We start from the raw sequence: 24,204 nt of genomic DNA on the forward strand, positions 1-24,204 counted from the left end.
CAAATAACGTAAATATATAAATTTTTCCTAAAAAATCAATTTAGAACTTGAAGTCGTCGGGGTTGGGCCAGACTTGGGGCACAGTTCCCGGCGGGTAGGTCTTGTGTAACCATTCGACGAAGTCGACTATGCGCTGAATAGCTGTCTCCACAACAACCTCTCCCTTCTCCTGGCTTGCCTTGCTCGGGTAGCCGACGCTGCCCTTCGGGTAGTGGTGTATCTCCATGTACGCGCTTATGTCGTACCACCCAAACGGCCTGCCGTAAACGTTTCCGGCCTTGTCAGCCCACTTGTCCGGAATCACGCCTACCATTCTCTCAGCGTCGGACTCTTTGAGCTTACTAGGGTCAATAAGCTTGGGGGCTACATACCAGAGAACACTTGCTTCGAGCTCGTCTGCATGTATGAAGGGGGTTTCCAGGACTATTCCAGGCTTTAGCTCTGTGCCTTGCCTGAGTATGTCTCTGACCCAAGCCCACCAGCTGGTAACGAGTATAAGTGCCTTAACCCCCTCCTCTATTATAGCCTTATCCTTGACTATGGGGAGGACGTACTCCTGCCCGTGACTGTTAAACAGTATTATTTTCTTGAAACCTGCGTTGCTTAGCCACTTTACAACGCTGACGACGTAGTCGATGTATGCCTCTTTCTTTATAGGGATTGTACCAGGCATCCCATAGTGGTGGCTAGGGTGGCTCCCGTAGAATACTGGTGGAGCTACAGTAACTCCAGTTTCAAAAGCTACCCTCTCCGCGATATACGTCCCTATTAGCGTGTCCTCCCCGGTAGCCTGCGCGAGCCCGTGCGATTCCACAGAGCCGCAGGGCACGAAAACAATGTCGTTCTTCTTCACGCGCTCCAGCAATTCAGCCATTGTCATTTGATCAAGGTATATTTTCTCCCCGAACTTGTTGTAAACCGGTCGCGCGAAACGAGACTCATACTCAACCATGTTTACTCACCTAGTATATGACGCCGTCATATTATAAGGTTATGGCTTTATTGTGATTTTACCGTCGATCCTCTGATGAGCCCTCTCGAAAGCCTTGTGCACCTCGTCCAACTTGAACTTCGAAGTTATGACTTGAGTCATGTCAATCCTGCCCGCAGCCATCAGGCGGATAACGTTGCCGAAGTTCCTGAAGCCGGAGTGGCCCTGGCTCCCGAAGAGTTGCCCCCTCCTCACCTGGAACACTTCGAGGTATATGGGAACCTCTTTGGGCGCCCTACCAATCCAGGTTATCTTGCCATCGATAGCGATACTCCTCTGTATTTGCGGAAGAGTGTACTGGGGGGCGCCTGCGGCCTCGACGTGGAAGTCTGCTCCTTGGCCGTCTGTCACCTCGAGGATCTTCTCCCAAGGTTGAACTCCATTCTTCTCTAGCTCAACGGGGTTAAAGACATAATCGGCTCCCACTTTCTTGGCTAGTTCCCTCCTAACTGGGCTGACTTCGAAGGCTATTATCTTTCCCGCGCCTGCTGCCTTAGCTAGAGCGATCGCGGCCAGTCCTATTGGGCCTGCACCCCAGACAACGACGTAGCTCCCAGGCTTGAAGCCGCCTGCCCTTGTGAACATAGCATGGTAGGCGACAGAAGTGGGCTCTACGAGGCTACCGGCTTCAAACGCTCTGTCCTCGCTGCCATACCTCTCCAGGAGCGAGTTTATCTTCCAAGCATACTTAGCCTTCACGACCACGTAGTCGGCCATAGCGCCATCGTGTGTGAATCCGAGCTCCCCGAACTCTAGATCCGCAGGGTCATTCAGCCTAATGCAGTGGTTGAAGTCTATCCCCCTACAAGCGTCACACTCCCCACACCAGAACATCTCCTCGCTTGTAACCATGTCACCGGGTTTCAGCCCCCTCACGTTTGCCCCGACTTTCTCTACGACCCCGCTGAACTCGTGGCCTATTACTACTGGGAATCTTGTTAAGCCAGGGTATATGATATAGCCCTCTTCGTCTGTCTCGAGAAAGTGTATGTCGCTACCACATATCCCCACGGCTTTCACTCTAATTAGAATTTCGTCGGGCTTAGGTTCTGGAACTGGGTAGTCGGTTCTAAGAACTAGCTTCGGGTTTCTCCAGACTTTGCTGCCTTCGCGAACTTTGTGCGTTCGGAGCTCATCCTGACTTATCTTGTACCCGGGTCTTGGGGCAAAGTTCGCATATACTAGTGCCGCTCTCATAGTTGCCATGCTTTTTCGCCGAATAGCTCACACTTATCACTTCTTATAAACAAATTGAGGAAGACATAAAAATCAAGCAGGTATTCGAGATCAAAAGCGTTATTACTGTTATGTATTTAACTACACAGATACTTGCAGTAATGGTAGTATGTTCAAGCTGTCGATCGTCTACACGCCTCTTAAGGCGAAATTCGAGGCTGTCGCTACAGGGGCGCCTGAAGTAGTGATACCTCTCCTGGCAGAGCTGGGCTATAATGGCGTGGAGTTCTCCTTACTCGACCCCTCAGAGCTACTTCGCCTCGCCAGTATTGCGCACGATTACGGCCTGCAGGTGCCGGCTGTCGGTACAGGGCTTAACTACCTGCACCTTGGCTTAGACCTCACGGGCCCGGACGAGGAGACGAGGAGGAGGGCGCTCGAGAGAATTCTGGACTTCATAGCTGGCGCGTACAGGTCAGAGGCCGGAGGAGTTATAATTGGCCTTATCAGGGGGCGTGGGGAACATTACAGTACTGTCGAAGAGGCTCTTAAAGTGCTCGAGAACCAGCTACAAGCTGTCTGTAAGAGCGCGTCTGAGCACGGCGTAAGGGTATTCCTCGAGCCTCTCAACCGCTATGAAACACGGCTTATAAACACGGTTTCGGAGGGTCTGGACTTCATCGGCAGGCTTGACTGCGGTAGCGTTTACCTCCTCTTGGACACATTCCACATGAACATAGAGGAGCCTGTAATCGAGGACTCCATACGCGCCGCCGGCGACAGGATAGGACACTTCCACGTAGCAGACAGTAACAGGTATGCACCCGGCATGGGCCACCTAGACTTCTCCTCAATACTTGCTGCACTCCACGACACAGGGTACCGCGGCTTTGTGTCAGCTGAAGTCATAGTAAAACCGGACTTCGAGGCAGTCGCGAAGCTAACGCTGAACACGCTACGGGTAGCGATGAGAGGATTGCAGAACTTGTAGAAGTACAATATTAAATACCTGTTCTCAGAGAGTAGTATAGGTTATGACGCAGAGTAAAATCAAGATATACTTTCTCGGGACTTCGGGGAGCACGTTCACTGGCAGAGATTTCCCCCCTTGCATCTACGTTGAGGGGTTCCTCTTCGACTGCCCTGCTCAGTGCCCCCAAAAGTTGGCTGAACGCGGCCTTCTAGGCTCACTTCATACAGTTCTGCTAACACACCTGCACATGGATCACTCCCTGGGAATTTACGATCTCGCGTGGCATCTCGGGACAGTAATGTCAGAAAGGAGGCTGAGGCTCTACCTCCCGGCAGATGGCAGGGAAACAGTCTCCCAAGGTTTCAAAGTTCTAGGCGGCGCGCTGTCCGGCAAACTACTGGGCTTCTTCGAGATAATAGAGGTCGGAGACGGCTTTGTAGACAACGGCATTAAAGCCGTGGCTACGCAACACTCAGTACCGGCAGTGGGCTATAGGCTGGATATCGGGGACGTCTCTATATGCTATACCGGGGATACTGCACCCTCAGAGAAAGTAATAGAGGCCTTTAGCGGCTGTAGCGTTCTCATACACGACTCTACTTACCCGCCGGGATACGAGGAACTAGCAGTGAGAGACGGCCACTCGACGCCCCGCCAGGCCGCGGAAGTCGCCAGGCTAGCAAAAGCGCAACTGCTAGTACTCGTACACCTCCCCTATGCACGCCTCGGCGACAGGGTAGGCGAGGAGTTCTTGAGGACGGCAAAAGAGATCTTCCCGAAGGTTGTCGTGCCGGAACCTGGCTATGTGCTCGAGCTAGGTGGCGCTTCTTGGAGGTAACGATACGCGAGGTAAGAGCCGAAGACTTGTTCTACATAGTAGAGATAGAGGAAAAAGTTTTCAGAGCCGACGCATTCGGCTTTAACTACGTCTTTTACCTCTACGAGAACTGCCGAGACTTCTTCCTCGTGGCCGACTATAAGGGCATGCTTGTAGGGTATGTTGTTTCGTGCGTAGAAGGGGAAGAAGTACACGTGCACAGCGTAGCAGTAGTGGAGTGGTTTAGAGGCAAGGGGATTGGTAGGAGGCTAATGGAAGAGACGATCCGTCTTGCCAGATCGCGGGGCTTGAGGAGGGTCAGACTAGAAGTGAAGACAGGGAATACGGTAGCTATATCCCTATACGAGAAGCTGGGGTTCGAGCGTAAAGCTCTCCTAAAGAACTACTATGCAGACGGGAGCGACGCATACCTTTACGTGCTAACGCTCAGTAGCTCTTAGCAACGTAGACTACCTGCCTAGCTGGCCTACCGCACCATGCGCACTTCCCGTAATCGCCTTCCTGGAAGTCTATCTCTGTGCCTCTGACTTTACCCCCGTCTGTTTTCTCCTTGAGATCCATTGCGCACTCTTCTGTCCCGCAGAACGGCATTTTGACGATGTTGCCGCTCTTAATGAATTTGATTACCTCCTCCCGAGTCTTTGCCTCTACGATGTGTGATTCGAAAAACTCCTTAGCTCTCCTCTTTAAGTTTTCAAGGATGTCGACCTCCAGCCTCTCTATTGTAGGCAGAAGGTCGCTTTCAGCGACAACTGTGCGCTCTCCAGTGTCGCGCCTAAAAACCGTAAGCACTTTGTTTTCAATTTCCCTGCGCCCTATCTCTATCCTCACAGGCACGCCCCTCAGTTCCCAGTCATTAAACTTCCAGCCAGGGGTGTACCCTTCGCGGTCGTCAACGCGCACCCGGTACCCCTTCTGCGCAAGCGTCTCGGCGACCTCCCGTGCCTTTGCCAGAATGGGTGCTTTGTCGACCTCCTTGTAATAAATAGGTATTATAACGATCTGTATTGGAGCAACGCTGAACGGCAGTACAAGCCCCTTGTCGTCACCGTGGATAGCCACCAGAGCAGCAGCAATCCTCCATATCCCGGGTCCGTAACATGTCTGCCATACGAACTTCCTCTGGCCGTCCCTGTCAAGGAAAGTGACGTTAAAAGCCTTCGCAAAGCGCTGGCCAAGATCGTGCGTGGACGAGATCTGCAGGACTCGTCCGTCGGGCATCAAGGTATCGGCAGCATACGTGTCCTCAGCTCCGGCAAATTTGTCCCAAGGAGGCCGCTTTAAGAAGAGGAAAGGTATTCCTAGTTTCTCCCAGATGATCTTCCCGGAGTTTTCCATGTCCTCACGGACTTGCCTCAGAGCTTCTTCGTGAGTGGCAAAAGCGTCGTGAGCTTCTATCCACAGGAACTCTCTCCCTCGGATGAGGGGCCTCGTGTTGCTCTCATTCCTGTAGACGCTCACACTCTGATAGAGCTTCAGGGGGAGATCCCTGTAGCTCTCAATCCAGTAGGAGTACATGTAGTAGAAGGCTGTCTCCGATGTTGGCCTTAGAGCAAGCCTCCTCTCGAGCTTCTCGTCTCCGGCCTCTGTCACCCAGAAAACCTCTGGCTTGAAGCCTTCAACGTGTTCCTTCTCTTTTTCAAAGTTCTCCTCCGGTATGACCAGCGGGAACAGCACGGGCTCGTGCCCTGTTTTCTCAAGCTCTTCCTCGAAAAGCCTGTAGATGGCTTTTATTATCCTCATGAGCCAGGGCCTGTGCACTACAAAGCCCTGGACATTATACCTAAGGTCTACGAGGCCGGCCTTTACTAAGACCTGTGAGTACCACTCGGAGAAGTCCTCGCTCTTCTTCACAGTTATACCTAGAGTAGACATACTACACCCCACTGTCAAAAAAGCCAAAAATATTTTTCCTACAGAGTGTCTGAAGCACGTGCATAAGCAAAACCAGCTTTACAAAAACGATTACTTCGGTTATAATGCACAAAAAAGCCCCGGCCGGGATTTGAACCCGGGACCCCCGCCTGCCTGTACCAGGACTAGGTTTACCAGAGCGGTGCTCTAACCAGCTGAGCTACCGGGGCTAAGAGTTTTTCCCGCGATGGGGTTTATCAGCTTTTCGCCTCGACGACGACTCCTTCGCTTGACACATTGCTTATGATCACCCTTGGGCTTATCTTTTCGAGCTCCTTCGCTACGGCGTTTTCGCTTCCTTTCCTGCATAGAGCTACTATAAAGCCACCTCCCCCGGCTCCTGTTAGCTTCGCTCCTAGAGCTCCGGCTCTTCTAGCAGTGTACACAAGTTGTTCGATTTCCTGGGTAGAGACCCCTATTGCTGAGAGGAGGCCGTGGTTCACGTTCATTAACACTCCAACAGCCTCCCAGTCTCCCCGCTCCATGAGTTTTGCCGCTTCTACTGCCAGTCTCCCGGCGGCATAGTAGATGGGTTCGAGGACGTTTGGGAAGGCCTCTTTCAGGGCTAGTACGCGTTTCACGAACTCACCCGTATTTCTCGCCCTGCCCGTGTCTGCTAGCACTAGGCTGACCTCGCTGAAGTCGACGTTTAGCCTCAAGAAGCCTTCACCCTTCCTGTATGCAATTGCCCCTCCAAACGTAGCGATAGTGTTGTCGATGCCACTAGGCCTGCCATGGACTATTTTCTCGGACTCAAAGGCCAGCTTGGAGATCTCCTCAGGTGATAGCTCTGCGCCGAGTACATAGGAGGTAGCGGCGATAGTTGCCACTGCGACCGATGCAGACGAACCCATCCCCGAGCCGGGAGGTATTGAGGAGTCGACCTCTATGTCTATGCCCCGCGGAGATCCAATTCTCTCCATGACGAGGTATGCTGAGTAGGCTACGGGGAATAGAGGGTCACCCTCCCCAGAGGGTGGGATCGCAAACTTCCTTGCCATGGACAAGTTCCTGCTCGATACTCTTATGACGCTGGCGTCCATCAGGCTGGCCTTCACTCTGGCGCGTAGCGAGAGGGCTACAGCTATAGCTGGCTGGTTCTCTACCACAAAGTGTTCTCCGAAGAGAATAGCTTTGCCAGGAGACGATGCAATTGCGTACACGTGAGAGAGTTACAGCCCTTACAAATAAAAACATCTTCTTGCTTGAGTTCAAGCGATCCCGATGCTTGCGAGGTGCGCTCGAAGCCTCTCTATCGACTCCACGACCTTCTCTTTGGGGTATTCGTACGCCGGTAGCCTGCCTTCGAAGTAGTCAGCGTAGGCTGCCAGGTCGAGGAGGCCGTGCCCGCTCAGGTTGAATAGTATCACTCTCTCTTCATTTTTTTCTCGCGCTTCGAGAGCCAGGTCTACCACGGCTTTTATCGCGTGTGCACTCTCCGGGGCGGGGATGAACCCCTCTGCCTGCGCGAACAAGACTGCCGCATTAAACACAGAGACTTGGTCGTACGCCACGCTATCAAATATCCCGTGCTTCTTCAACAGGCTGAGGGTGGGCGCGGCGCCGTGGTACCTCAAGCCCCCAGCGTGGATGGGGGGCGGTATGTAGTCGTGGCCAAGCGTGTACATCTTAATCAGGGGAGTTAGCCTGGCAGTATCGCCGTAGTCGTACATGTACTCTCCCTTAGTGAGGGAGGGCGCCGCTGTCGGCTCAACAGCTATGAACTTTACGTTCTTCGGCGCTTTCCTGTCGCGAACGAGCATGTAGAACGGGTAGGCCAAGCCCGCGAAGTTGCTCCCACCGCCCACGCATCCCACAACATAATCTGGGAAATCGTCTGCGAGCTTCATCTGCTCGATGGCCTCGAGGCCTATCACTGTCTGATGCATTAGCACGTGGTTAAGGACGCTACCTAGGCTGTACTTCGTGTGCTCGTGGGTTACAGCATCCTCTATCGCCTCGCTTATTGCTATCCCCAGGGATCCGGGGTTGTCTGGCTCTCTCTCGAGGATCTCTCTGCCGACCCTCGTCCTGTTGCTGGGGCTGGGAACGACTTCAGCGCCCCAAGTCTTCATCAAGATTGCGCGGTAGGGCTTCTGCTGGTAGCTGGCCTTGACCATGTAGACTGTGAGCTTGAGCCCGAAGAGGTTCGTGGCGAAAGCCAGTGCACTCCCCCACTGGCCTGCACCGGTTTCAGTTGTAAGCCTTTGAACGCCTTCCCGCAGGTTATAGTATGCCTGTGCGACTGCAGTGTTTGGTTTGTGAGAGCCGGGTGGGCTCACTCCTTCGTACTTGAAGTATATCCTGGCGGGAGTCTTGAGGACTCTCTCGAGTCGGGATGCCCTGACTAGCGGCGTGGGCCTCCAGATGGAGTAAACTTCGCGTACTTCCTCCGGTATCGTCACGAACCTATCGAGGGACACTTCCTGTCTTACGATTTCCTTGGGGAAAATTGCCTCGAGGTCTTGTGGCTTCACGGGCTCCTCGGTAGCAGGGTTGAGCGATGGAGGGAGGGGCTCGGGTAAGTCCGGCAAGATGTTGTACCACCTGGTGGGGAGCAGTGTCTCATCAATTATGTACTTTTTTACCATTTTCTGTTCACAAGTTACCACATTTATACACTGAGGTATATAAATGTTTCCTCGAGGAGTGTACGAGTAGTTATAATAGGGTCTAAGAGGGGAAATAAACTGTGGACGGCACCCTGATCGAAAGGTTTACTGCTGCTGTTAGAGGCCACGAAAAGAAACTGGATGTCATCAAAGTTCTGCTAAAGTATGGACTCAGTGTACGCGATGACGTGGTATACCTGGGGGAGAAGATAAGAGTCCCCTACAAGTCCATAGCTCTAGAGGCAGGAGTTGACAGGAGGACAGTCCTCGAGACTGCGCGCCTGATCAGTAGCGATGAATTCCTCAGGGAGTTTTTCTCCAGGCTTAGGCCGGCCGGCCCCTCACTGGTAAACGTGGCCAAGCTGTTAGGCTATAGGTGTTTAATAGTTGAAACTTTTGAGGACAAGCCAGGGATACTGGCTTGGGTTGCCAGCGCCTTGGCCGAGAAAGGCATAAACATACTACAGGTGGTGGCGGAGGATCCTACACTTTACGAAGAGCCAAAACTGTACGTTGTCGTCTCCTCCAGTGTCCCCGGGGAAGTGATCGACAAGATCCTCCAGCACCCGGCTATAAAACGCGTCTCGATAAGCTAGCTTCAACCTCTTTTACTACTTCGTCCAGAACCTTGTCCGCCACGGGCGCTGGAACGCGTAGCGACGCTGCGCGGTGATGGCCTCCGCCCGACCCGCCCCAGAGTCTTGCCACCTCTCTGAATATTTCGTCTAGGTTGACCTCCAGGTTGTCAGGGGCTCTACCTGTGATTACGACGGAGTCGTAGCCTACTCTAAATAGGACGAGAACTACCTTGCCGTCCACTTTGGCCTGGTGGGAGGCTATCCTGCCGGTGAAGCCGTAGACTCTCGTTTCCCGCAGGTCAATTACCCTGAGGGTGAGAGACTCGTATACTATTTTACTCCTGGCTTCCTCATATAATTTCCTGGCCTTCTCCTCTGCGACTTCAAATCTCTCTGCAGCCTCCTCGGGCACAAGGAGCTGGCGCTTAACCCAGTACTCGACCAGGCGGCGCTTGAACTCGTCGTCCAGGGGGTCTAGAGCTAGCGAGCCGGAAAGAATTTCGACTGCTGACGCGAGCCCGGAGTCTTGGGGCTCCTCGGTGGCATCCGCTACCTCTGCTAGTGCTATTAGCCTCTCGTAAAATCCCGGGTTTCCTGTTTCTAGCGCTATTCCCCTGAGTAGAGAGGCAGTCGCGGGCGCCGGGGAGGCCATGACTCTAATGCCCACAGCTTCGAGTACGTCTTTGTTGGATATCGTCGAGGGGTGGTGGTCAACCCAGTTGACCTCAAGCTTGCCTCTGAGCCCGAGAACCCGCTGCGAGACCTGCTCCCAGTGTTCTCTGTATAAGGCTACATCCAGTATGTACAATACGTTCGAGGCTGAAACCTCTGCACGGTTTAGGGTTACGTGGAGAGAGAAGGGTTGGGCAAAGTAGAGTTGGTACTTGAGTTGTTTCTCTTTGTACAAGTAGTGCGCTATGACTATAGCCGCTGATGCCAAGCCATCGATGTCTCCATGCGCAATTAGCGTTATACGAACCATAGAGACCCTTTTCCTCACTGAACGTGACAACGAAGAGGCTTTTGGCCTTTTTGGCCCCGGCTGAGTCAGGCCTGTGTTGGGAGAAGCCTCTTCTCGCGGAGCATTATAGCGTATTTCCCCAGGATTTCTCTAACTCTTAGCACTGGGACCCCATGGATGCGCGCGACCTCTTCTAGACTATAGCCCAAGGCCAGCCTCGCCAGGATTGCGCGGTGCTCTTGCGACTCTGGAAGGCCGTGCGCGAGGGAGAGACGGGCGACAAGAGAGGTGTCAATATTACTTGAGGATTTAAGCCCTTCGGTTTTCACTGGTGACGAGTACCTCGTGATGTTGTCGAGTGATATTATAGTGACCCAGTCTTCATCTTTTATATCGGGGTAGATTTCTCTAAGTGCGTCCAGGAGGTCTTTTCGGCTATTGAAGCCGTCTTTCTTGGCGTCCTCATCCGTGAGATCAGCGACGCGCGTGAACCTCAGGGACTTGACGCGCGCCTCGCCGTATATCTTGCCGTTACTCTCCAAGTAGACTTCACTGCGGAGTGGTTGAACTATACCCCTCCTTATCGTAGTCGACTTTTCACCGGAAAAAAGTCTCTCCAGGTAGCTAAGCCTAAAGCTCAGTACTCTTCCAAGCCTCCTCACAGCATTCTTTTCAGGCATCGCCCCTGTTATACACACAACCCAAGAACGGGATTTAAGCTCTTTGCCTGCGCGCGCCTAGCAGGCGCTCGGCCAGCATAGAGGGATCCATGGTAGAGGGGAAGGCTGTGACGTAAATCTTCAGAGGCCCCCGGAACTGGATATACCCCTCGTCGGCGAGCCGCTGTAGCGCCTCCTCTTGTTCGCGCTGGGAGAGACTCTTCATCCCGTAGTTCTCGCAGACCAGGGCAACTTGCTTGTAGACGTCCCTCATCGCGACGAAACTCTGGTTTAGCTGACGTGACGCCAGGAGAACCGCAAGTAAAACTACCTTCTCGGCTGTCCCGAGCTGGTCTACGCTATGAGAGAATAGGTATCTCTCCCGCAAGCTCTGGGCAATGGCCTTGTTCAGGTGTTCAATAGAGACTTTCCCGGCTTTCTCCGAGTCTGCAATCTGACCTGCAAGCAACAGGACGTCGAGGGCTCGCCTCAAGTCTGACTCGAAAACCGCCTCTGTGACCTCTGCAAGGTACTCTATAATGGCCCCCGACAAGGCTCCTGGGACGAATGCTTCTCCAGACCTGAACAGGAGTATGTCAACGAGCTGGTCACGAGTATAGGCGGGGTACCTGACTATCAATGCTCCTAGAGAGGATCGCTCTTCGGGAGCCAGGTGGCTAGCCCAGTCTTCCTCTCTCGAGATAAAGATCACACCACTGACATTCTCTACCCCGAACTCCGGTAGGCGCGTCAAGTTGTAGACTATCTGACCCCCATGTATGCTGCGGTAGCCCGTGAGCTGTTCTGCCTCGTCCACAGTGACCACATAAGTGCGGTTGGCGTCCCTTTGAAGGAGCGAGACAAACTTCTCGAAGAGTTCACCAGCGCTTAGATTGCGCGATGGCCTGCCACCGACCCTGGTGATTAGCTGGGAGTAGATAACCCAGGGAGAAGGTTCAGAAAGAGCCCTGAGGTTCAAGTATACGTGTGCTACACTACCGGGCGACGCCGAGCTCAGGTAGCGCAAGAGCAGGTGCGTCGACGTAGTTTTCCCGGTTCCCTTCGGCCCAATAAGCTGGACAACCTTAAAGTATGGCAAGCCTGCACGAACGTCGCTGAAAATAGATTGAAGCATAGAGAGTTGTGGTTCGCGGTGGGGGAGCCTAGCCGGTATATATTGCCTTGAGAGGGCCTTAGGATTAGTAAACACAGTCATTGAGGCTCGTATACCCATAGCCTAGGAGCAGAGGATAAAAGTTGCACTCGAAGTATGAATACTGAAACTGCACAATCTTGTTCAGAGGGTTACTCGGGCCGGAAAACAGGGAGGAAGAAGCTTCAGATCGTCGCGAGGCTGTCATCTCATCCGAGCAACTGGGACGGCGTCATCATCAGTGCCGAAACACCATGGCTGTATTTAAACTAAACTATTCTTGTTGTAGCTTTCGAACATGTTCCCACTTCCTAGCCCTGTACCAGGAAGAGAGGCGCTCGCGCTGCCGGCTCGGTCTCTGCGTTAAGTGACGACGGTACGTCCTCTCTCCACACCCTACACCGGGCAAGGCGGCCCTGAAGAGGCCCGATACGTTGGTAGCCTGCAGAGGGGTATTGCCGAGACCCCACTGTGCCAGGAGCCCATAGATTATTGCCAGACACTTATCAAAACCCATATTTACCGGAAGATAGTGGGGATCTAGATATGAATGCCAAGTTTGTGGTGGTAGCGTCTCTATCTGCCCTCGCGATAGCGCTTTACTGGTTCCCAGTACCTCTGACTCTAGGCGACTACGTGCTGGGGGGCTACCCTTGGCTGGCCCCGGAGGGGGCAAAGCAGGGGATGATTGCCTTGGGTATTATACTCTCGGCAATCTTCCTGGGCCTCACGGGGTTCATGTGGTACATAACGAGGAAACTGGAGGAAAACCCTAACGAGGAAGACACTAACACGGTGGAGGAGATAGCTGGAGGGGTACAGTGGTAGATGAAGATTTGGGTCGAAGCTTTAACGCCTAAACAGGTGCTCCTTTTCTCCTATCTCCAGGGCGAGTTGAAAGGCGGTGAAGTTTTTCTAACTACACGGGATTACGACTTCAATGTAGAGCTCGCATCGCGTCTCTGGAAGAAGTACTATGTCGTCGGCCAATACGGCGGCGTGGAGCCGCACAAGAAATTCTTCGAGAGCATAAACCGCCAGAAAGTACTGACAAAGATAGTCCTGTCTGAAAAGCCAGACCTCCACATAACATTCGTCTCTCCTGACTCGACCCGTGTAGCCTTTGCGCTCAGAGTGAAGACTATAACGTCGAGCGATTCTCCTCACTCAGACGCTGTTTCGAGACTCACAATCCCCCTGTCGAGAAAGTTCATAACCCCGGTCTTCCTCTCGAAGCACTTCGAACATTACAAAGACCTGACGGAGATAATAACGTTCAACGGGCTATTCGAGCTTGCCTGGGTTCTCCGGGAGAAGCCGGATAAGAGGGTGCCTCTCGAGCTTGGCCTCGAACCATTCAGCTATGTGCTCGTAAGGCCCGGAGAGCAGAAGGCATACTACTACCCGGATCCTAGAGAGGCCACCAGCATGCCACTAAGAATAATCAGACAGGTACTCGAGCACACGAGCTTCGACGTCGTCGTGTATCCCCGCTACCCGAATCAGGCGAGGTTTTTCGGCAAAGCACTGTCTAGGTGGAGTACTAGGGTTAAAATCCTTGAAAAACCCACGCATTTCGTGAGCCTAGAGTTCTACGCAAGGCTCGTCGTTAGCGGTGGAGGGACAATGGCGACTGAGGCAGCTCTCCTTGGAACCCCTTCAGTATCAACATACCCAGGCGAGCTGGAAGTCCATGAGTATTTAAGGAAGCAAGGCTTCCCGCTGTTCAAGGCCCCTGTAAACCCCAGGGTCATAGGCCGCATAATGTCAAGAGAAAACAGCGAGGGAGACAGGCAGGTCTACCTGAAGAGAGCACAGTCACTGATGGAGGATCCCATTAAGGTCTACTCAAGAGAAATACAGAGGCTTCTAGACGAAAGCTTTAAGTATTGAGTCTGTAGAAGCACAATTCGCGGTGGAAAGAATGGAGTATGTATATGCGAGCTTGATACTCTACCATGCAGGGCGTGAAATAACAGAGGAGAATGTGAGAAAGATACTCGAGGCTGCAGGCATACAGGTCGACGAAGTGAGGCTTAAAGCACTAGTAGCCTCTCTCAAAGAAGTCAATATAGGAGAAGCCATCAAGACAGCCGCAATACCTGTGGCAGCCGCTCCGGCTACAGCCGCGTCCACGAGCGCTCCCGCACCAGCCACAGAGGGCAAGAAAGAGGAAGAGAAGAAAGAGGAAAAGAAAGAGGAGGCGCCTGAAGAGAGCATTGAGGAGGGTCTCTCGAGTCTCTTCGGGTTCTAGGAAGGGAGCATTTTTGCCAGGTCTTTTACCATACGTTGACACCCTACGTACACTGGCTGTTCTACTGACACTGGCAGCTGCAGGATACTCTGACTATAGGCGTAGAGAAGTCGACGACAAAGTGTGGATTACCGGTTTCTCGGTGGCTACCCCCCTCCTCCTGGCCCGCCTGAATACTGTTAACCTGGAGCTCTACACTGTGTCGCTGCTCTTGACGGCCTCTATATCCCTCCTCGTGTGGAAGCTCAAACTCATGGGAGATGCTGACGCGATAGCCCTATTCTTCATAGGCTCTTTAGAGCCCCCCTCTACCAGGAACTTCTTGACACTTGTCCCTCTTGCATCAATCGTTACAATCGCGGGCCTAGCTTCGCTGGTATATGTTATCTACAACGTAGCCGTGAATATCGCAAGGAAGCCTCGCTTCGACAGCAATGCGTCGCTCCTGGAAAAGATACTAGCGTACACGACAATGCGTTTCGTCACTCCAGAAGAGTACTACTCCAAGAGCTACATGTACATACTACCGGGCGATGCAGGAGCTGGTGTACCGACCCCTGAGCCCGGAGAAAAACAGAGCCTGGCGCATGAAGGGTTCTGGGTGACGGTGGGGCTCCCATATGTAACCCTACTCTTTATAGGCTACCTCTTCTACCTGGCTATAGCTAGGCCTCTACCTCTCTAGTAAAATGCACTACGCAGGGAATTAGGTATTCCTGGAGATTGACCTTCCCCCGATTCCCGGAAGCCTGTTTTGAAGCGTGTCATACCACGGATTGAGAGCCGACAGGTGCGAGGCCCGAGGCACGGACAACAAGTATAATTACCCAGGAGGACTTACCCGCTATGTGCACACTCTGGAAGAAAGCGCAGCGAGCTTTGCAACAGGTGTTGCGCTAGGCATTCTTCTAGGGGTAATCGCTTACAAGTATAGATACCTTGACGGCAGGGCAACTGTTGTCAGCGTAGTGTTTTCAGGCCTATACTTCATGGGTGGAGTCGGCCTCTACATGGCATCCCTTACGTTCTTCTTCTCCTCCTCGGCTGTAACACGTCTAGCATATTCCTCGAAGAAAATCAAGGGCTCAGCTGAGAGAGAGGAAGGCAGGTCTGCCAGCCAGGTAATAGGTGCTGGCTCAATCGCAGCTATCCTGGCGGCCATGTACGGTATTCTGCCGGACTACCGCGGTAGACTACTACTACCAGCTCTAGCCGCGCTAGCCGCTTCCAACGCAGATACTTGGGCCGCTGAGATAGGCGCACTTTATCCTGGGAAGCCTAGGCTCATAACCCGGTTGAAGGTTAAAGTCGAGCCAGGAACATCTGGAGGCGTAACACCACTGGGTAGCCTCGGGGCACTCGTAGGATCCTCACTGATAGGCTTAATAGTACTAGTGGAGAACTCCCTGGGGCTCCTCCACACAAGCCAAGTCGTAGTACCCTATATTGTAGTACTCGGTTGGCTCGGAGAAGTTCTTGACAGCCTTATCGGAGCGAGCTTACAGGTTAAGTACTTCTGTTCCCGCTGCCAGACTCTTACTGACAAGCCTGTCCACCTCTGCGGCGAGAAGACGATGAAGATTGGTGGGCTAGATTGGGTTTCAAACGAGACGACAAATCTACTCGCAACCGGGATTACCGCTCTACTAGGATTAGTGCTAAGTCACTTTATTATAGCAGGGTAACGTATCTCATACACAATGAGAGTGCAGGCGCACGTAGCTATCCTTTGCCTCGCACTTGCCCTCCTAGCATCTCCCCTCTTAACCCCCCAGCCAACCGACACTCTCGTGGTGGAGATAAGCGGCAACATTGACGAGGGCAAAGTATACCTCCTCAGAAAGGCTCTGCAGGAGTCTCTGGCAGGAGCAGTAATCCTCATAGTGGACAGCTACGGCGGCTATGTCAAGTCCATGGACGAGATGATCGCCCTCATCAAGTCATGCAAGTGCAAGGTCATCGCATGGGTGCCTCCAGGCGCTAAGGCCGTCTCCGCTGCTACGGGAATTGCCCTGGCGTCTAACAAGCTCTACCTGGGCGAGGGGGCAGTCATAGGAGCTTGCAAGCCAGTTCCCACCAATGAGAAAATAGAGTCGTATATGGTCTCTAGGCTGGAGAGCCTCCTAGAAGGTAAGGGAGTGAGGGGCGCGGCAGACATAGCCCGCAAACTCGTTGCCGAGAGTAAGACCTTAACCGTTAGCGAGGCTATATCGCTGGGCATTGCCGACGGCAGGGCAAACTCTCTTGCTGATGTGTTGAGGCTGGAGGGGCTAGAGGGCACGCTGCTCACCTATGTAAGGCCAGATGCTGTCAGCGACCTTCTATCGTTTATCACAGATCCAGGCGTTGCCATCCTTTTCATGATTCTGGGGGTTCTCCTACTCGCCCTAGAAATACACGTAACAGGGTTCCAGGGGTGGGGGGTTGCGGGCGCAGTACTGATACTCCTCGCCCTCTACACGTTCGGCATCATCGGTATAAACCTGCTGACACTCATACTTGTTGCCACTGGAGCCGCGCTGATCCTACTGGAGCTCTTTAAACCCGGTATCCAGGTCTTCGGTCTGGCAGGCACGGCTCTCGTAGTTCTCGCTATAATCCTCGAGTACTACACACAGCCCTACTTTTCGCCTTCATCATTAACAGTAGCAGCGCTACTCATCCTCGGGGCACTAGTCGCATTCATAGGCTTTATAATCTTCAAAGCCTCCGAGACTCTAAAAATAAAGACCCCCAGTCTGGAGGAAAAACTAATTGGTAAAATCGGAACAGCAAAGACCGAGATACGGCCTGGCAAGAGAGGGGTAGTAGTTGTGGAGAGCGAGGAGTGGACTGCCGAGAGTGACGAGGAAATCCACGAGGGCGAAAAGATAGTTGTTATAGGAGTTTACGGGCTCATACTAAGAGTCAGACGGGCCGGTTCGTCCCCGGCCTGAACAAAGAAATCTACCCACTCGACACGCCTCTCTCTAAAGCAGTGTAACCCAATGTTGGGAAGTTTTTCACTCGAAGAATCCCAGGGGCTCCGAGGAGAGTTCAAGCATGGGGATAGAGTTAATTAGGTCGCGTGTACCAGTTACAATCGGTTGGAGAAAATGGATCCTCTCACAATCTTTCTTGCATTCATAGCTCTCGTAATACTCGTAAGCATAATCGCAACGAGTATTAGAATAGTCCCAGAGTACCAGCGGATAGTAGTCTTGCGCCTAGGAAGAGTTGTGAAAGTAGCAGGTCCAGGCATAGTACTGCTGATACCCCTCATCGACAAGGGGGTAACTGTAGACCTGAGAGAACAGTACATAGAGGTGACCAAGCAGACCTGTATAACCAAGGACAACGCGCCCGTCGACATTGACTTCCTGATATACTTCAGGGTGGTAGACCCCAAGAAGAGCGTAGTAGAAGTATCCGACTTCAGGGGGGCGGCAATCGGGATAGCAACGACGACGCTTAGAGCCGTAGTGGGAGACATCGACCTAGACCAGGTTCTCGCGAAGCGCGAGTACATAAACGAGGTTCTCAGGGAGAAACTAGACGAGGTCACGGCTAGGTGGGGTGTCAAGGTCACGGCAGTAGAAATTAGAGAAATTATCCCGCCAAGAGAGGTACAGGAGGCCATGATCAAGCAGATGAGCGCCGAGAGGAACAGGAGGGCTATGGTTACAGAGGCTGAGGGCAAGCGCGAGGCCGCCGTTAGAGTGGCCCAAGGCGAGAAGGAGGCCCTGATACTTAAGGCCGAGGGGGAGAAGCAGGCGGCGATACTGAGGGCCGAGGGCCAAGCGCTCGCCCTGAGGTATGTAGACGAGGAGGCCAGGAAGCTTGACCCGAAGACCGTGCTGCTTCAGTACCTCGCAGCTCTGCAGTCAGTAGCATCAGCACCTTCCACAAAGATCGTATTACCGATGGAGGTTTTCAGGCTACTTAGCCCACTAAAGGAGTACCTTGAAGAGTACTCACGGGAAAAGGGGTAAGTAAAGTTACTCTTCTTTTACGATCTTACCAATAACTTCTCCCTCTACTCTTACACCCCCTCTAACCTTCACCTTCTCCGCGTGCAGGGTACCTCTAATAATGACATTTTCTAGAATAACCTCCCGAGCGTGAATCTCCCGAGCATCCAACGCTGGAAGAGTTTTCCGTAATATAAGCCTGAGCAACATAGGCAGCGTGTAGCCCTTCACTTTAAGTAGATCAGCTTCTATCGCCTCAGCCTTAGAGTCTCCAGACAGTATAAATGTAACTTCTCGTCCAGACACCCTCCCCAGCGTCTTGAAGGCTCCATTTACCACTATACGCTTAGAGTTTATTTCGGACGCTATCAGGGAGCCAGAAAACTCTACGTCCTCTGCTTCTATAATGCCTTCGACTCTCATAGCACCAGCCGCGTGTAGAAGTACAGCTTTAAGCGAACCTTGAACCTTCATAGCCCCGGAAACTCTAACCTCCCTGGCTGTAATACTGCCATTGAAAGTAGCCGACCCAGAGATTTTAATAAAATCAGCTTCGACATCGCCCTCGACTCTCCCTGCGCCGCTCACAATTACTTCGCGGTAACACCCACCACTCGCTACTCCCGCACCCCTGATTTTCAGCGACCCAGCCCTCCTTGAAGACTTCAACGCTGACTCGTAGGCATCCAATAGGTAGCCCATCTATGAGACACCTGCCTGCTTGAAAATAGCCTTTATCTCCTCTAGTAATGCCTTAACCTCTTTAAGCCTCTTCAATACCATCTCTTCAACTTCCTCATCGCTAAGCTCAACATACTTCAGCTTCCTCTCACTCAAACCCCCATCCCCTCCTTTAGGATGTCCCTTATCTCTTCTAGTTGCTTCTTTATCTCGTCAAGCTCCTCAAGCATAGCTCTCTGCCTTGCACGATAAATAGCCAACTTCTCCTCCACTTCTCTAATTTTCAAGGCGTATACCTTCTTGTCATGATTCTCACTCTCTGCAAGCGGTACCACTACAGTAAATACTAGGGCAAAGAAGCCGAGCGTAGCCCCCGCAACTATGCTGACAACAACGATAATGCCTCCAAATAAGGGGTCAAGGGTCTTCGCCGAAACGCCCTCTATAACTTTAAGAGGTACATAAAGTGCTAGCAAGGCAACGAGGAGCAACGATAGAGCTGGTGCTAAAACACTGCTAGCCTTCAAGCTCCTCACCCATTTTCTTCAGAGTTTCCGGCGAGACCTCAACTCTGAAGTCTGCAAGACTGTAAACCTTCTTAGGTCTCGGGCCCGGGATCACCTCACTCCTCACCAGGCCAGCCTTCTCGAGGGCAGTAACGTGCAGGTGTGTCAGAGGGTAGGAGAGCCCCAGAATCTTCGACAATTCGTACGCATACCTAGGCCTCACGGCAATTAGCGCTAGCATCTTGAGGCGTACCGGGTTCGCTAGCACTTGTAACACCTCTGCGAGCTCTTCGACCCGGCTCTCCTTTTCCATGCCATCAATTCTATAATAAGTAACTTATATATAAATATAGCTTTACATAAGGGGGTCTTCTCTCAGGCCAAGTGTTTCCAGAACAGATCGGTGGTCTGCACCCCCGTGAATCACCTCCATTAGAGCTCTTACTACGAGCCCTGGAGACTTGTGCTGGAATATATTCCTCCCTATGGCGGCGCCCGCCGCGCCCGACCTCACAGCCTTCTCGACTTTCTCTAGAACCTCGGTCAGGGGGGCCTTTGACGCGCCCAGGACAACGACTGGTGCAGGGACTTTACGCGCAACCTCTGAAAACTCTTCTACGTATACGGTCTTGACTATATCTGCCCCCAACTCTGCCGCTATTCTCGCGCCATAAGCAACGACACTGGAGTCCAATGACGTGAAGCCAGGGGGTTTGGGCACAACTTCGGCCATGACGGGCACGCCGAGGAATTCGGCTTCTTCCACGACGCGGGCTAGCTTCTCCCACAGCGTAGACTCGTTCCTGGAACCAGGGTAGACCATGACGCTGACGGCGTCCGCTCCCACTCTCACTGCGCGCTCGACGCTCGAGATGAGCCTGTCGTCTGTCTCGTCAACACTCCGCACGGTTCCTGTGCCGTCAATACGAGCCACGATAAACGTGTCCGAGAGGATCTCCCAGTAGCGTTCTATCATGGCTGGAGTCATCATGACGGCGTCCGGCGAGCCCTCGAGCACTCTCTCGAGTGTTACACGCATGTCCTCTATGCCTGCAATCGGCCCGTGCCTCCTGCCGTGGTCGAGTGCCACGATTAAAGCCCTCCCGTCCCTGAAGAGCTTCTTCAACCTCAGCTTCTTGCCGGAGCTCAAGGCTCCCACTCTACTCTGACCTTCTCGCCGCTCTTGACGCGTTTCAAGCGCTCCAAATCTCCTACAATTCTACCAAACACGTTGACGGGGCTCGCAGGCCTTATCTCGCCGGGCTTGCTCACGGGCGTGGGCCCGAAGAAGAGGCATATAGCATTGCCTGGGGGCCAGTAGGCAACGTCGCCCCTGTCGACAACCTCAGAGCCCACTTCTTGGCCTACCTTCACCGGTGTGGAGAAGTATATTTCCTCGCCCCACAGGTTCACCCTGCTCTCGAAGGGGGTAGCCCTGATTATCGCGTCCACTGTCCTCTGGTTCCGCCCCGTGAGCTCCACTTCGACGGCGCCTATGCTCTCGGGGAAGATTATCTTAAGCCTACCCACTATTGCACCACCCTAGCAAACGCCGTGTAGAGCACACCCTTAGCCGACTCCACGACTTCTCTCCAAAACTGTCCCTCCTCGGGCTTGACCTCGAATCCCACAGCACCGGAGTACTCGATCTCCGCCAGTACTTTAAGGAGGTCTGACACATCTTCAACGCCGTTCACTGCACCGGGCCTGTAGAAGCCCGGGTGCCAGTCTACTAGCTTGCCGTCTGGCAGTTTCTTGGCGCAACCGATGTGGATGTGCGAGAGAAGGCCTTTCGCGAGCTTGAGGTCTGCCGGCTTTTCACCCAGCATAGGGGCGTGGCTGAGATCCCACAGTAGCCCTACGTTTTCGAAGCTCTGCCTTACCTCACTAACAACTTCGACTGCTTCTCTAATGGGCCCTATGAGTTGTCTTTTGTCCCAGTCCCTGTCGAAGGTCTCTAAGATAACCTCAACGCCGAGCTTAGAGCCCAGGCCGGCCAGCTCCCTGAGGCTCTTAACTAGAGAGTCCTTCGCAGCCTCGCGGTTCCCGGATCCAGGGTCAGCCCCACTGGAGAACGCGACTCTCCTAACCCCTCTCGACGCGGCCGTCTTTATCGCCTGGGAGAGGGCTTCTACGGCCCTCCGCCTCTCGTCTTCATTGACTGATGAAGGGTTAAACCCCTGGGCGAGGGTCATGGGCTGGAGCCCCGCAGCGACTTCAAGCCCGCTACTCTTGAGAAGGGGCTCTACGGATCGCCAGGCTTCGTCACCCAGGAGGTTCAGCTCCACCACGTCGAAGAAGGGGTCTTTGGCCAGCACCTCTACGGTCTCTCTGGCCGCTTGGGCATCATCCTTTATCAGGAGCGGGTTAGCCATAAAGGCTACAATGCTAATCCTCCATGGAAAAGGTACAAGGTGAATGCTCTTCCCCGTCCTGATAGAAACTGCAAGCATATAGCATGTTGATGCCCGCTACGAATAAAAGTTTTGCTTAGTATCGGGGATTGTGTTCGAAATACTCGCAGAGATATACATCCCCATAGCAATCGGTTTACTATTAGGAGCCTACTTGAAGCCGGGCGAGAGGGAGCTAGCGTTTTTCTCCAGGGTTGTGCTCTACGTCTTCCTGCCGGCGCTCCTCTTCCTTTCCACGTACAACAGGCTACTGAAGGTCTCAGAGCCGCGGCTCTTAAACCTCTCCGCCTTGAGCGCTCTGGGCGTACTCCTAACATTCGCGTTGACGAGGTCACTCCGCGAAGACAGGGAGATCGTCCTCACGTCCATGTACGCCAATGCAGGCTATGTACCGGTAGGGATTGCACACGCGCTCTGGGGGGAGGAGGGCGTCTCTAGCGTTGGCTTCTATATACTGGGGAATAACTCGCTATCGAACTCCATCGCGCCACTACTCTCCGGGAGGGGGAGGACTGCCCTCTCCCTAGTCAGGAGGATCCTGCTATTCCCCCCTGTTACAGCTGTAATCCTAGGCGCGTCCTCCGGCATAGCTAGACTACCCCTGCCCGATCCCGTCCTCCCAACTCTAAAATCGCTCTCCGATGCAGCTGCAACCGTTGCCCTGTTGCAACTAGGATTGGAGTTCGGACAACGCCCCGGGTTTGACGTGGAGGGGTTAAGGGCTTACTTGTACCGCTTAGCAATCGTGATTCCGCTCACTGTACTCTTCGTTAAGACAGGCCTTCTCGGCGGCGTAGACAGGGGGGTGGCTATACTAGAGAGCGTGATGCCCAGCGCTGTATCGTGCGTGCCGATATCGAGGGAGCTGGGCTTCGACTCGGGCCGCGTCGCCAGGATAGTCTTCACCTCTACGCTCGTCTCAACCCTAGTGGCGCTCCCCGCTGTGCTCTTCCTCCTGAAACCGTAACCGCGCTACGTTTAGTTTATTTACAGGTACAACGAAAGAGGCTTCGTAATGAGATGATTAGGTCTCTGGTACTGGTACTGGTCTCGGCCCTGCTCTTGACGGCTTCCCTGCTCACTGTACTCCAGGGGGCAAGGCAGAGCGTAGCTCTAGAAAAAGTGAAGCTCAATGAAACTACTCCTCATGTCCTCTCGACCAATAAGAAGCCTGCGAATGCTACGGCACCGAGGTACACGTCCAGGCCCCTCTATGAGGACGTGGGTATAGTGCTTCTCCCGGCACTACTGTGCGCGGGTATAGGTGCCCTCTACTTCTCAACAGTCCTAGTAAGAGTCAAGTCCGGGAGGGGTAGCCTTGAGAGAAGCGCCCTAATGGTAAATCTCGCCGAGACAGCTTCTGCGCTGAGTCTAACCTTCTCATCTCTCTCTGCCGCCTACAGCGTTCTATACAGGAACCCCCTAGTGTCCATACTTTCCGTAGCAGCAGTAATCGTATCGGCGTATTTCTACAGGGAGAGCAGACGCGCAAGAAGAACAATACTGGCCCTCCTAGGCTGAGGGCTTCTAGGACAGTTCCTCGTTGGCCAGGACAGCTACCCTGAATTGTTCACCCCTAACAACATAACCTCTTAGGAAGACTTCGCAGTTCGAGGACATGCCTATGTTCCCTCGCGGATCGAGCGCTATGAGGCCTATAGTGTTCCTCTCCGAGAACAGCCTTGTAACCTCGTCGACAACTTCCCGAACTGCCTGAACAACGTCTAGGCCTGACTCGACTTTAAAGGCTACGCGCGCCGCCGCGAGGTACCTCGCTATTATCTCACCTATACCCGTCGCAGAGACGGCGACAACGCCGTTCTCGGCGTAGACACCAGCGCCCGGGAGCGGCGTGTCACCTACACGGCCAGGGAACTTGAGCCACAGGCCACCTGTGCTCGTGGCAGCGGCCAGGTTGCCCTCCCTGTCGAGAGCCACGGCCCCGACAGTGTCCGAGAAGAAGAGCCTGGCGATCTCGAAGTTCTTACGCCAGAGGTCGTAGCTCGAACTCTTGAGCTTCTCAGAGAGCTCAAGGTACCGCTCCCTCAACTTCTCGGGTGGTGGCGGCTTCACTTCAAAGCCTAGAATCTCGGCGAGCCTGTCGGCGCCGCTGCCGACTAGGAGTACGTGGTCTGTGCGCTCCATAACCTTCCTGGCTAGAGAGACAGCGTTCCACGTGTACTTCACCGACGCAACGGCTCCAAAGCTCAAGTCCCGCCCAAACATTATGCTCGCGTCTAGCTCCTGCTCCCCTAGTAGGTTCAGGGCGGCGCCCTTTCCGGCGTTGAAAACTCCTGAGTCCTCCATGGTCTTAACGGCCTCTTCGACAGCGTCCAGCGCGTTGCCAGATGCCAGTGCTCTCTCGCCGTTAGACAGTGCTGTGCGTAAGGCCTCCTCAAGTTTATCGCGCTCCTCGAGGATAGAGGGCCTGAACCTCCCGGCTCCGCCGTGAATGACGAGTACTTCCCTCGTCACAGCAGGGAAATGAGTGGCCACAGAAATATTTTTTTACCATGAGCTGTGCGTTGAAATTCTGGTGCAACG

General features: G+C 53.4%; 29 protein-coding genes and 1 tRNA gene. 13 read left to right on the forward strand and 17 right to left on the reverse strand.

Annotation, left to right across the window (positions count from 1 at the left end; translation table 11 throughout):
* Positions 1 to 40: 40 nt before the first annotated feature.
* Both iolN and iolM read right to left on the reverse strand, forming a co-directional pair.
* Positions 41 to 952, reverse strand: a complete 912-nt coding sequence (gene iolN, locus IG193_RS03270; RefSeq protein ID WP_192819468.1) for a 3-dehydro-scyllo-inosose hydrolase — start codon at positions 950 to 952, stop codon at positions 41 to 43.
* A gap of 39 nt (positions 953 to 991) precedes the next feature.
* Positions 992 to 2,197, reverse strand: a complete 1,206-nt coding sequence (gene iolM, locus IG193_RS03275) for a scyllo-inosose 3-dehydrogenase (RefSeq protein ID WP_218042170.1) — start codon at positions 2,195 to 2,197, stop codon at positions 992 to 994.
* Positions 2,198 to 2,336: 139 nt separating this feature from the next.
* Here iolM and IG193_RS03280 point away from each other — a divergent pair, with 139 nt between their 5' ends.
* From IG193_RS03280 to rimI, 3 genes are read left to right on the forward strand one after another with little or no spacing between them, the layout of a single operon-like run.
* Positions 2,337 to 3,158 carry a sugar phosphate isomerase/epimerase family protein gene (locus IG193_RS03280; protein WP_192819469.1) on the forward strand — a complete coding sequence of 274 codons (822 nt, stop codon included), beginning with the start codon at positions 2,337 to 2,339 and terminating at the stop codon, positions 3,156 to 3,158.
* 43 nt (positions 3,159 to 3,201) lie between these two features.
* Entirely contained in the window at positions 3,202 to 3,978 is a 777-nt protein-coding gene (locus IG193_RS03285) for an MBL fold metallo-hydrolase (protein WP_192819470.1), read from the forward strand.
* The gene (gene rimI, locus IG193_RS03290; protein ID WP_192819471.1) at positions 3,969 to 4,418 is read left to right on the forward strand and encodes a ribosomal protein S18-alanine N-acetyltransferase; all 450 of its coding nucleotides are present in this window, start codon (positions 3,969 to 3,971) and stop codon (positions 4,416 to 4,418) included. Before IG193_RS03285 ends, rimI begins: the two co-directional genes overlap by 10 nt.
* Here rimI and proS read toward each other — a convergent pair.
* From proS to IG193_RS03310, 4 genes are all read right to left on the reverse strand, one after another.
* Positions 4,405 to 5,853, reverse strand: a complete 1,449-nt coding sequence (gene proS, locus IG193_RS03295; protein WP_192819472.1) for a proline--tRNA ligase — start codon at positions 5,851 to 5,853, stop codon at positions 4,405 to 4,407. The genes rimI and proS overlap by 14 nt on opposite strands.
* Before the next feature lie 115 nt (positions 5,854 to 5,968).
* Positions 5,969 to 6,062: transfer RNA gene (locus IG193_RS03300), tRNA-Thr, on the reverse strand.
* A gap of 27 nt (positions 6,063 to 6,089) precedes the next feature.
* A complete protein-coding gene (gene mvk / locus IG193_RS03305; protein WP_192819473.1) occupies positions 6,090 to 7,055 on the reverse strand; it encodes a mevalonate kinase in 966 nt (321 codons plus the stop codon).
* Between the two features lie 48 nt (positions 7,056 to 7,103).
* On the reverse strand, positions 7,104 to 8,483 hold the full coding sequence (locus tag IG193_RS03310) for a TrpB-like pyridoxal phosphate-dependent enzyme (RefSeq protein WP_192819474.1): 1,380 nt from the start codon (positions 8,481 to 8,483) through the stop codon (positions 7,104 to 7,106).
* A gap of 101 nt (positions 8,484 to 8,584) precedes the next feature.
* Between IG193_RS03310 and IG193_RS03315 the strand changes: the two genes are divergently transcribed.
* Entirely contained in the window at positions 8,585 to 9,100 is a 516-nt protein-coding gene (locus tag IG193_RS03315; protein ID WP_192819475.1) for a hypothetical protein, read from the forward strand.
* Here the strand turns inward: IG193_RS03315 and IG193_RS03320 are convergent.
* From IG193_RS03320 to IG193_RS03330, 3 genes are all read right to left on the reverse strand, one after another.
* Positions 9,075 to 10,064 (reverse strand): DHHA1 domain-containing protein, encoded by a 990-nt coding sequence (locus IG193_RS03320; RefSeq protein ID WP_218042171.1) that lies wholly within the window; start codon positions 10,062 to 10,064, stop codon positions 9,075 to 9,077. The two genes, IG193_RS03315 and IG193_RS03320, sit on opposite strands and share 26 nt — an antisense overlap.
* Positions 10,065 to 10,129: 65 nt before the next feature.
* Complete coding sequence (locus IG193_RS03325) at positions 10,130 to 10,723, reverse strand: ASCH domain-containing protein (protein WP_192819477.1); 594 nt, start codon at positions 10,721 to 10,723, stop codon at positions 10,130 to 10,132.
* 34 nt (positions 10,724 to 10,757) lie between these two features.
* Positions 10,758 to 11,936 (reverse strand): Cdc6/Cdc18 family protein, encoded by a 1,179-nt coding sequence (locus tag IG193_RS03330; RefSeq protein WP_318779409.1) that lies wholly within the window; start codon positions 11,934 to 11,936, stop codon positions 10,758 to 10,760.
* A 465-nt stretch (positions 11,937 to 12,401) separates the two neighbouring features.
* Here IG193_RS03330 and IG193_RS03335 point away from each other — a divergent pair, with 465 nt between their 5' ends.
* From IG193_RS03335 to IG193_RS03365, 7 genes are all read left to right on the forward strand, one after another.
* Positions 12,402 to 12,683 carry a hypothetical protein gene (locus IG193_RS03335; RefSeq protein WP_192819479.1) on the forward strand — a complete coding sequence of 94 codons (282 nt, stop codon included), beginning with the start codon at positions 12,402 to 12,404 and terminating at the stop codon, positions 12,681 to 12,683.
* Positions 12,684 to 13,748 carry a DUF354 domain-containing protein gene (locus IG193_RS03340; RefSeq protein ID WP_192819480.1) on the forward strand — a complete coding sequence of 355 codons (1,065 nt, stop codon included), beginning with the start codon at positions 12,684 to 12,686 and terminating at the stop codon, positions 13,746 to 13,748.
* Positions 13,749 to 13,779: 31 nt separating this feature from the next.
* Positions 13,780 to 14,109 carry a 50S ribosomal protein P1 gene (gene rpl12p / locus IG193_RS03345; RefSeq protein WP_192819481.1) on the forward strand — a complete coding sequence of 110 codons (330 nt, stop codon included), beginning with the start codon at positions 13,780 to 13,782 and terminating at the stop codon, positions 14,107 to 14,109.
* A 13-nt stretch (positions 14,110 to 14,122) separates the two neighbouring features.
* The gene (locus IG193_RS03350) at positions 14,123 to 14,794 is read left to right on the forward strand and encodes a prepilin peptidase (RefSeq protein ID WP_192819482.1); all 672 of its coding nucleotides are present in this window, start codon (positions 14,123 to 14,125) and stop codon (positions 14,792 to 14,794) included.
* Positions 14,795 to 14,957: 163 nt separating this feature from the next.
* Positions 14,958 to 15,794, forward strand: coding sequence for a DUF92 domain-containing protein (locus IG193_RS03355; protein WP_192819483.1), 837 nt, complete (start codon positions 14,958 to 14,960; stop codon positions 15,792 to 15,794).
* A 15-nt stretch (positions 15,795 to 15,809) separates the two neighbouring features.
* Positions 15,810 to 17,045, forward strand: a complete 1,236-nt coding sequence (locus IG193_RS03360) for an NfeD family protein (RefSeq protein WP_192819484.1) — start codon at positions 15,810 to 15,812, stop codon at positions 17,043 to 17,045.
* Between the two features lie 159 nt (positions 17,046 to 17,204).
* The gene (locus IG193_RS03365; protein ID WP_192819728.1) at positions 17,205 to 18,080 is read left to right on the forward strand and encodes an SPFH domain-containing protein; all 876 of its coding nucleotides are present in this window, start codon (positions 17,205 to 17,207) and stop codon (positions 18,078 to 18,080) included.
* A gap of 6 nt (positions 18,081 to 18,086) precedes the next feature.
* Here the strand turns inward: IG193_RS03365 and IG193_RS03370 are convergent, their stop codons facing one another.
* The 7 genes from IG193_RS03370 to IG193_RS03395 are packed head-to-tail and all read right to left on the reverse strand — an operon-like array spanning position 18,087 to position 21,699.
* Entirely contained in the window at positions 18,087 to 18,761 is a 675-nt protein-coding gene (locus tag IG193_RS03370; protein WP_192819485.1) for a bactofilin family protein, read from the reverse strand.
* A complete protein-coding gene (locus IG193_RS09240; RefSeq protein WP_263971738.1) occupies positions 18,762 to 18,896 on the reverse strand; it encodes a hypothetical protein in 135 nt (44 codons plus the stop codon).
* Entirely contained in the window at positions 18,893 to 19,267 is a 375-nt protein-coding gene (locus IG193_RS03375; protein ID WP_192819486.1) for a hypothetical protein, read from the reverse strand. The genes IG193_RS09240 and IG193_RS03375 overlap by 4 nt, the downstream gene beginning before the upstream one ends.
* Entirely contained in the window at positions 19,257 to 19,559 is a 303-nt protein-coding gene (locus IG193_RS03380) for an ArsR/SmtB family transcription factor (RefSeq protein ID WP_192819487.1), read from the reverse strand. The genes IG193_RS03375 and IG193_RS03380 overlap by 11 nt, the downstream gene beginning before the upstream one ends.
* Positions 19,560 to 19,601: 42 nt before the next feature.
* Positions 19,602 to 20,405: a class I fructose-bisphosphate aldolase gene (locus IG193_RS03385; protein ID WP_192819488.1), complete on the reverse strand. Its 804-nt coding sequence runs from the start codon at positions 20,403 to 20,405 to the stop codon at positions 19,602 to 19,604.
* On the reverse strand, positions 20,393 to 20,776 hold the full coding sequence (locus tag IG193_RS03390; RefSeq protein WP_192819489.1) for a cyclophilin-like family protein: 384 nt from the start codon (positions 20,774 to 20,776) through the stop codon (positions 20,393 to 20,395). Before IG193_RS03390 ends, IG193_RS03385 begins: the two co-directional genes overlap by 13 nt.
* Positions 20,776 to 21,699, reverse strand: coding sequence for a sugar phosphate isomerase/epimerase family protein (locus tag IG193_RS03395; RefSeq protein WP_192819490.1), 924 nt, complete (start codon positions 21,697 to 21,699; stop codon positions 20,776 to 20,778). The genes IG193_RS03390 and IG193_RS03395 overlap by 1 nt, the downstream gene beginning before the upstream one ends.
* A gap of 52 nt (positions 21,700 to 21,751) precedes the next feature.
* Here IG193_RS03395 and IG193_RS03400 point away from each other — a divergent pair, with 52 nt between their 5' ends.
* Positions 21,752 to 22,627: an AEC family transporter gene (locus IG193_RS03400; RefSeq protein WP_192819491.1), complete on the forward strand. Its 876-nt coding sequence runs from the start codon at positions 21,752 to 21,754 to the stop codon at positions 22,625 to 22,627.
* Between the two features lie 53 nt (positions 22,628 to 22,680).
* Positions 22,681 to 23,181, forward strand: coding sequence for a hypothetical protein (locus IG193_RS03405; RefSeq protein WP_192819492.1), 501 nt, complete (start codon positions 22,681 to 22,683; stop codon positions 23,179 to 23,181).
* A gap of 6 nt (positions 23,182 to 23,187) precedes the next feature.
* Here the strand turns inward: IG193_RS03405 and IG193_RS03410 are convergent, their stop codons facing one another.
* Positions 23,188 to 24,135, reverse strand: a complete 948-nt coding sequence (locus tag IG193_RS03410) for an isoaspartyl peptidase/L-asparaginase family protein (protein WP_192819493.1) — start codon at positions 24,133 to 24,135, stop codon at positions 23,188 to 23,190.
* Positions 24,136 to 24,204: the final 69 nt, after the last annotated feature.

Source organism: Infirmifilum lucidum (genome assembly GCF_014876775.1).
Taxonomy (GTDB): domain Archaea; phylum Thermoproteota; class Thermoprotei; order Thermofilales; family Thermofilaceae; genus Thermofilum; species Thermofilum lucidum.

What these genes read in the sequence shown, in the direction of transcription:
- iolN (WP_192819468.1), bottom strand. Translation starts at nt 952, where the DNA reads ATGGTTGAGTATGAGTCTCGTTTCGCGCGACCGGTTTACAACAAGTTC.
- iolM (WP_218042170.1), bottom strand. Translation starts at nt 2,197, where the DNA reads ATGGCAACTATGAGAGCGGCACTAGTATATGCGAACTTTGCCCCAAGA.
- IG193_RS03280 (WP_192819469.1), top strand. Translation starts at nt 2,337, where the DNA reads ATGTTCAAGCTGTCGATCGTCTACACGCCTCTTAAGGCGAAATTCGAG.
- IG193_RS03285 (WP_192819470.1), top strand. Translation starts at nt 3,202, where the DNA reads ATGACGCAGAGTAAAATCAAGATATACTTTCTCGGGACTTCGGGGAGC.
- proS (WP_192819472.1), bottom strand. Translation starts at nt 5,853, where the DNA reads ATGTCTACTCTAGGTATAACTGTGAAGAAGAGCGAGGACTTCTCCGAG.
- IG193_RS03310 (WP_192819474.1), bottom strand. Translation starts at nt 8,483, where the DNA reads ATGGTAAAAAAGTACATAATTGATGAGACACTGCTCCCCACCAGGTGG.
- IG193_RS03320 (WP_218042171.1), bottom strand. Translation starts at nt 10,064, where the DNA reads ATGGTTCGTATAACGCTAATTGCGCATGGAGACATCGATGGCTTGGCA.
- IG193_RS03325 (WP_192819477.1), bottom strand. Translation starts at nt 10,723, where the DNA reads ATGCCTGAAAAGAATGCTGTGAGGAGGCTTGGAAGAGTACTGAGCTTT.
- IG193_RS03330 (WP_318779409.1), bottom strand. Translation starts at nt 11,936, where the DNA reads ATGGGTATACGAGCCTCAATGACTGTGTTTACTAATCCTAAGGCCCTC.
- IG193_RS03335 (WP_192819479.1), top strand. Translation starts at nt 12,402, where the DNA reads ATGAATGCCAAGTTTGTGGTGGTAGCGTCTCTATCTGCCCTCGCGATA.
- IG193_RS03340 (WP_192819480.1), top strand. Translation starts at nt 12,684, where the DNA reads ATGAAGATTTGGGTCGAAGCTTTAACGCCTAAACAGGTGCTCCTTTTC.
- rpl12p (WP_192819481.1), top strand. Translation starts at nt 13,780, where the DNA reads ATGGAGTATGTATATGCGAGCTTGATACTCTACCATGCAGGGCGTGAA.
- IG193_RS03360 (WP_192819484.1), top strand. Translation starts at nt 15,810, where the DNA reads ATGAGAGTGCAGGCGCACGTAGCTATCCTTTGCCTCGCACTTGCCCTC.
- IG193_RS03365 (WP_192819728.1), top strand. Translation starts at nt 17,205, where the DNA reads ATGGATCCTCTCACAATCTTTCTTGCATTCATAGCTCTCGTAATACTC.
- IG193_RS03370 (WP_192819485.1), bottom strand. Translation starts at nt 18,761, where the DNA reads ATGGGCTACCTATTGGATGCCTACGAGTCAGCGTTGAAGTCTTCAAGG.
- IG193_RS03380 (WP_192819487.1), bottom strand. Translation starts at nt 19,559, where the DNA reads ATGGAAAAGGAGAGCCGGGTCGAAGAGCTCGCAGAGGTGTTACAAGTG.
- IG193_RS03395 (WP_192819490.1), bottom strand. Translation starts at nt 21,699, where the DNA reads ATGCTTGCAGTTTCTATCAGGACGGGGAAGAGCATTCACCTTGTACCT.
- IG193_RS03405 (WP_192819492.1), top strand. Translation starts at nt 22,681, where the DNA reads ATGATTAGGTCTCTGGTACTGGTACTGGTCTCGGCCCTGCTCTTGACG.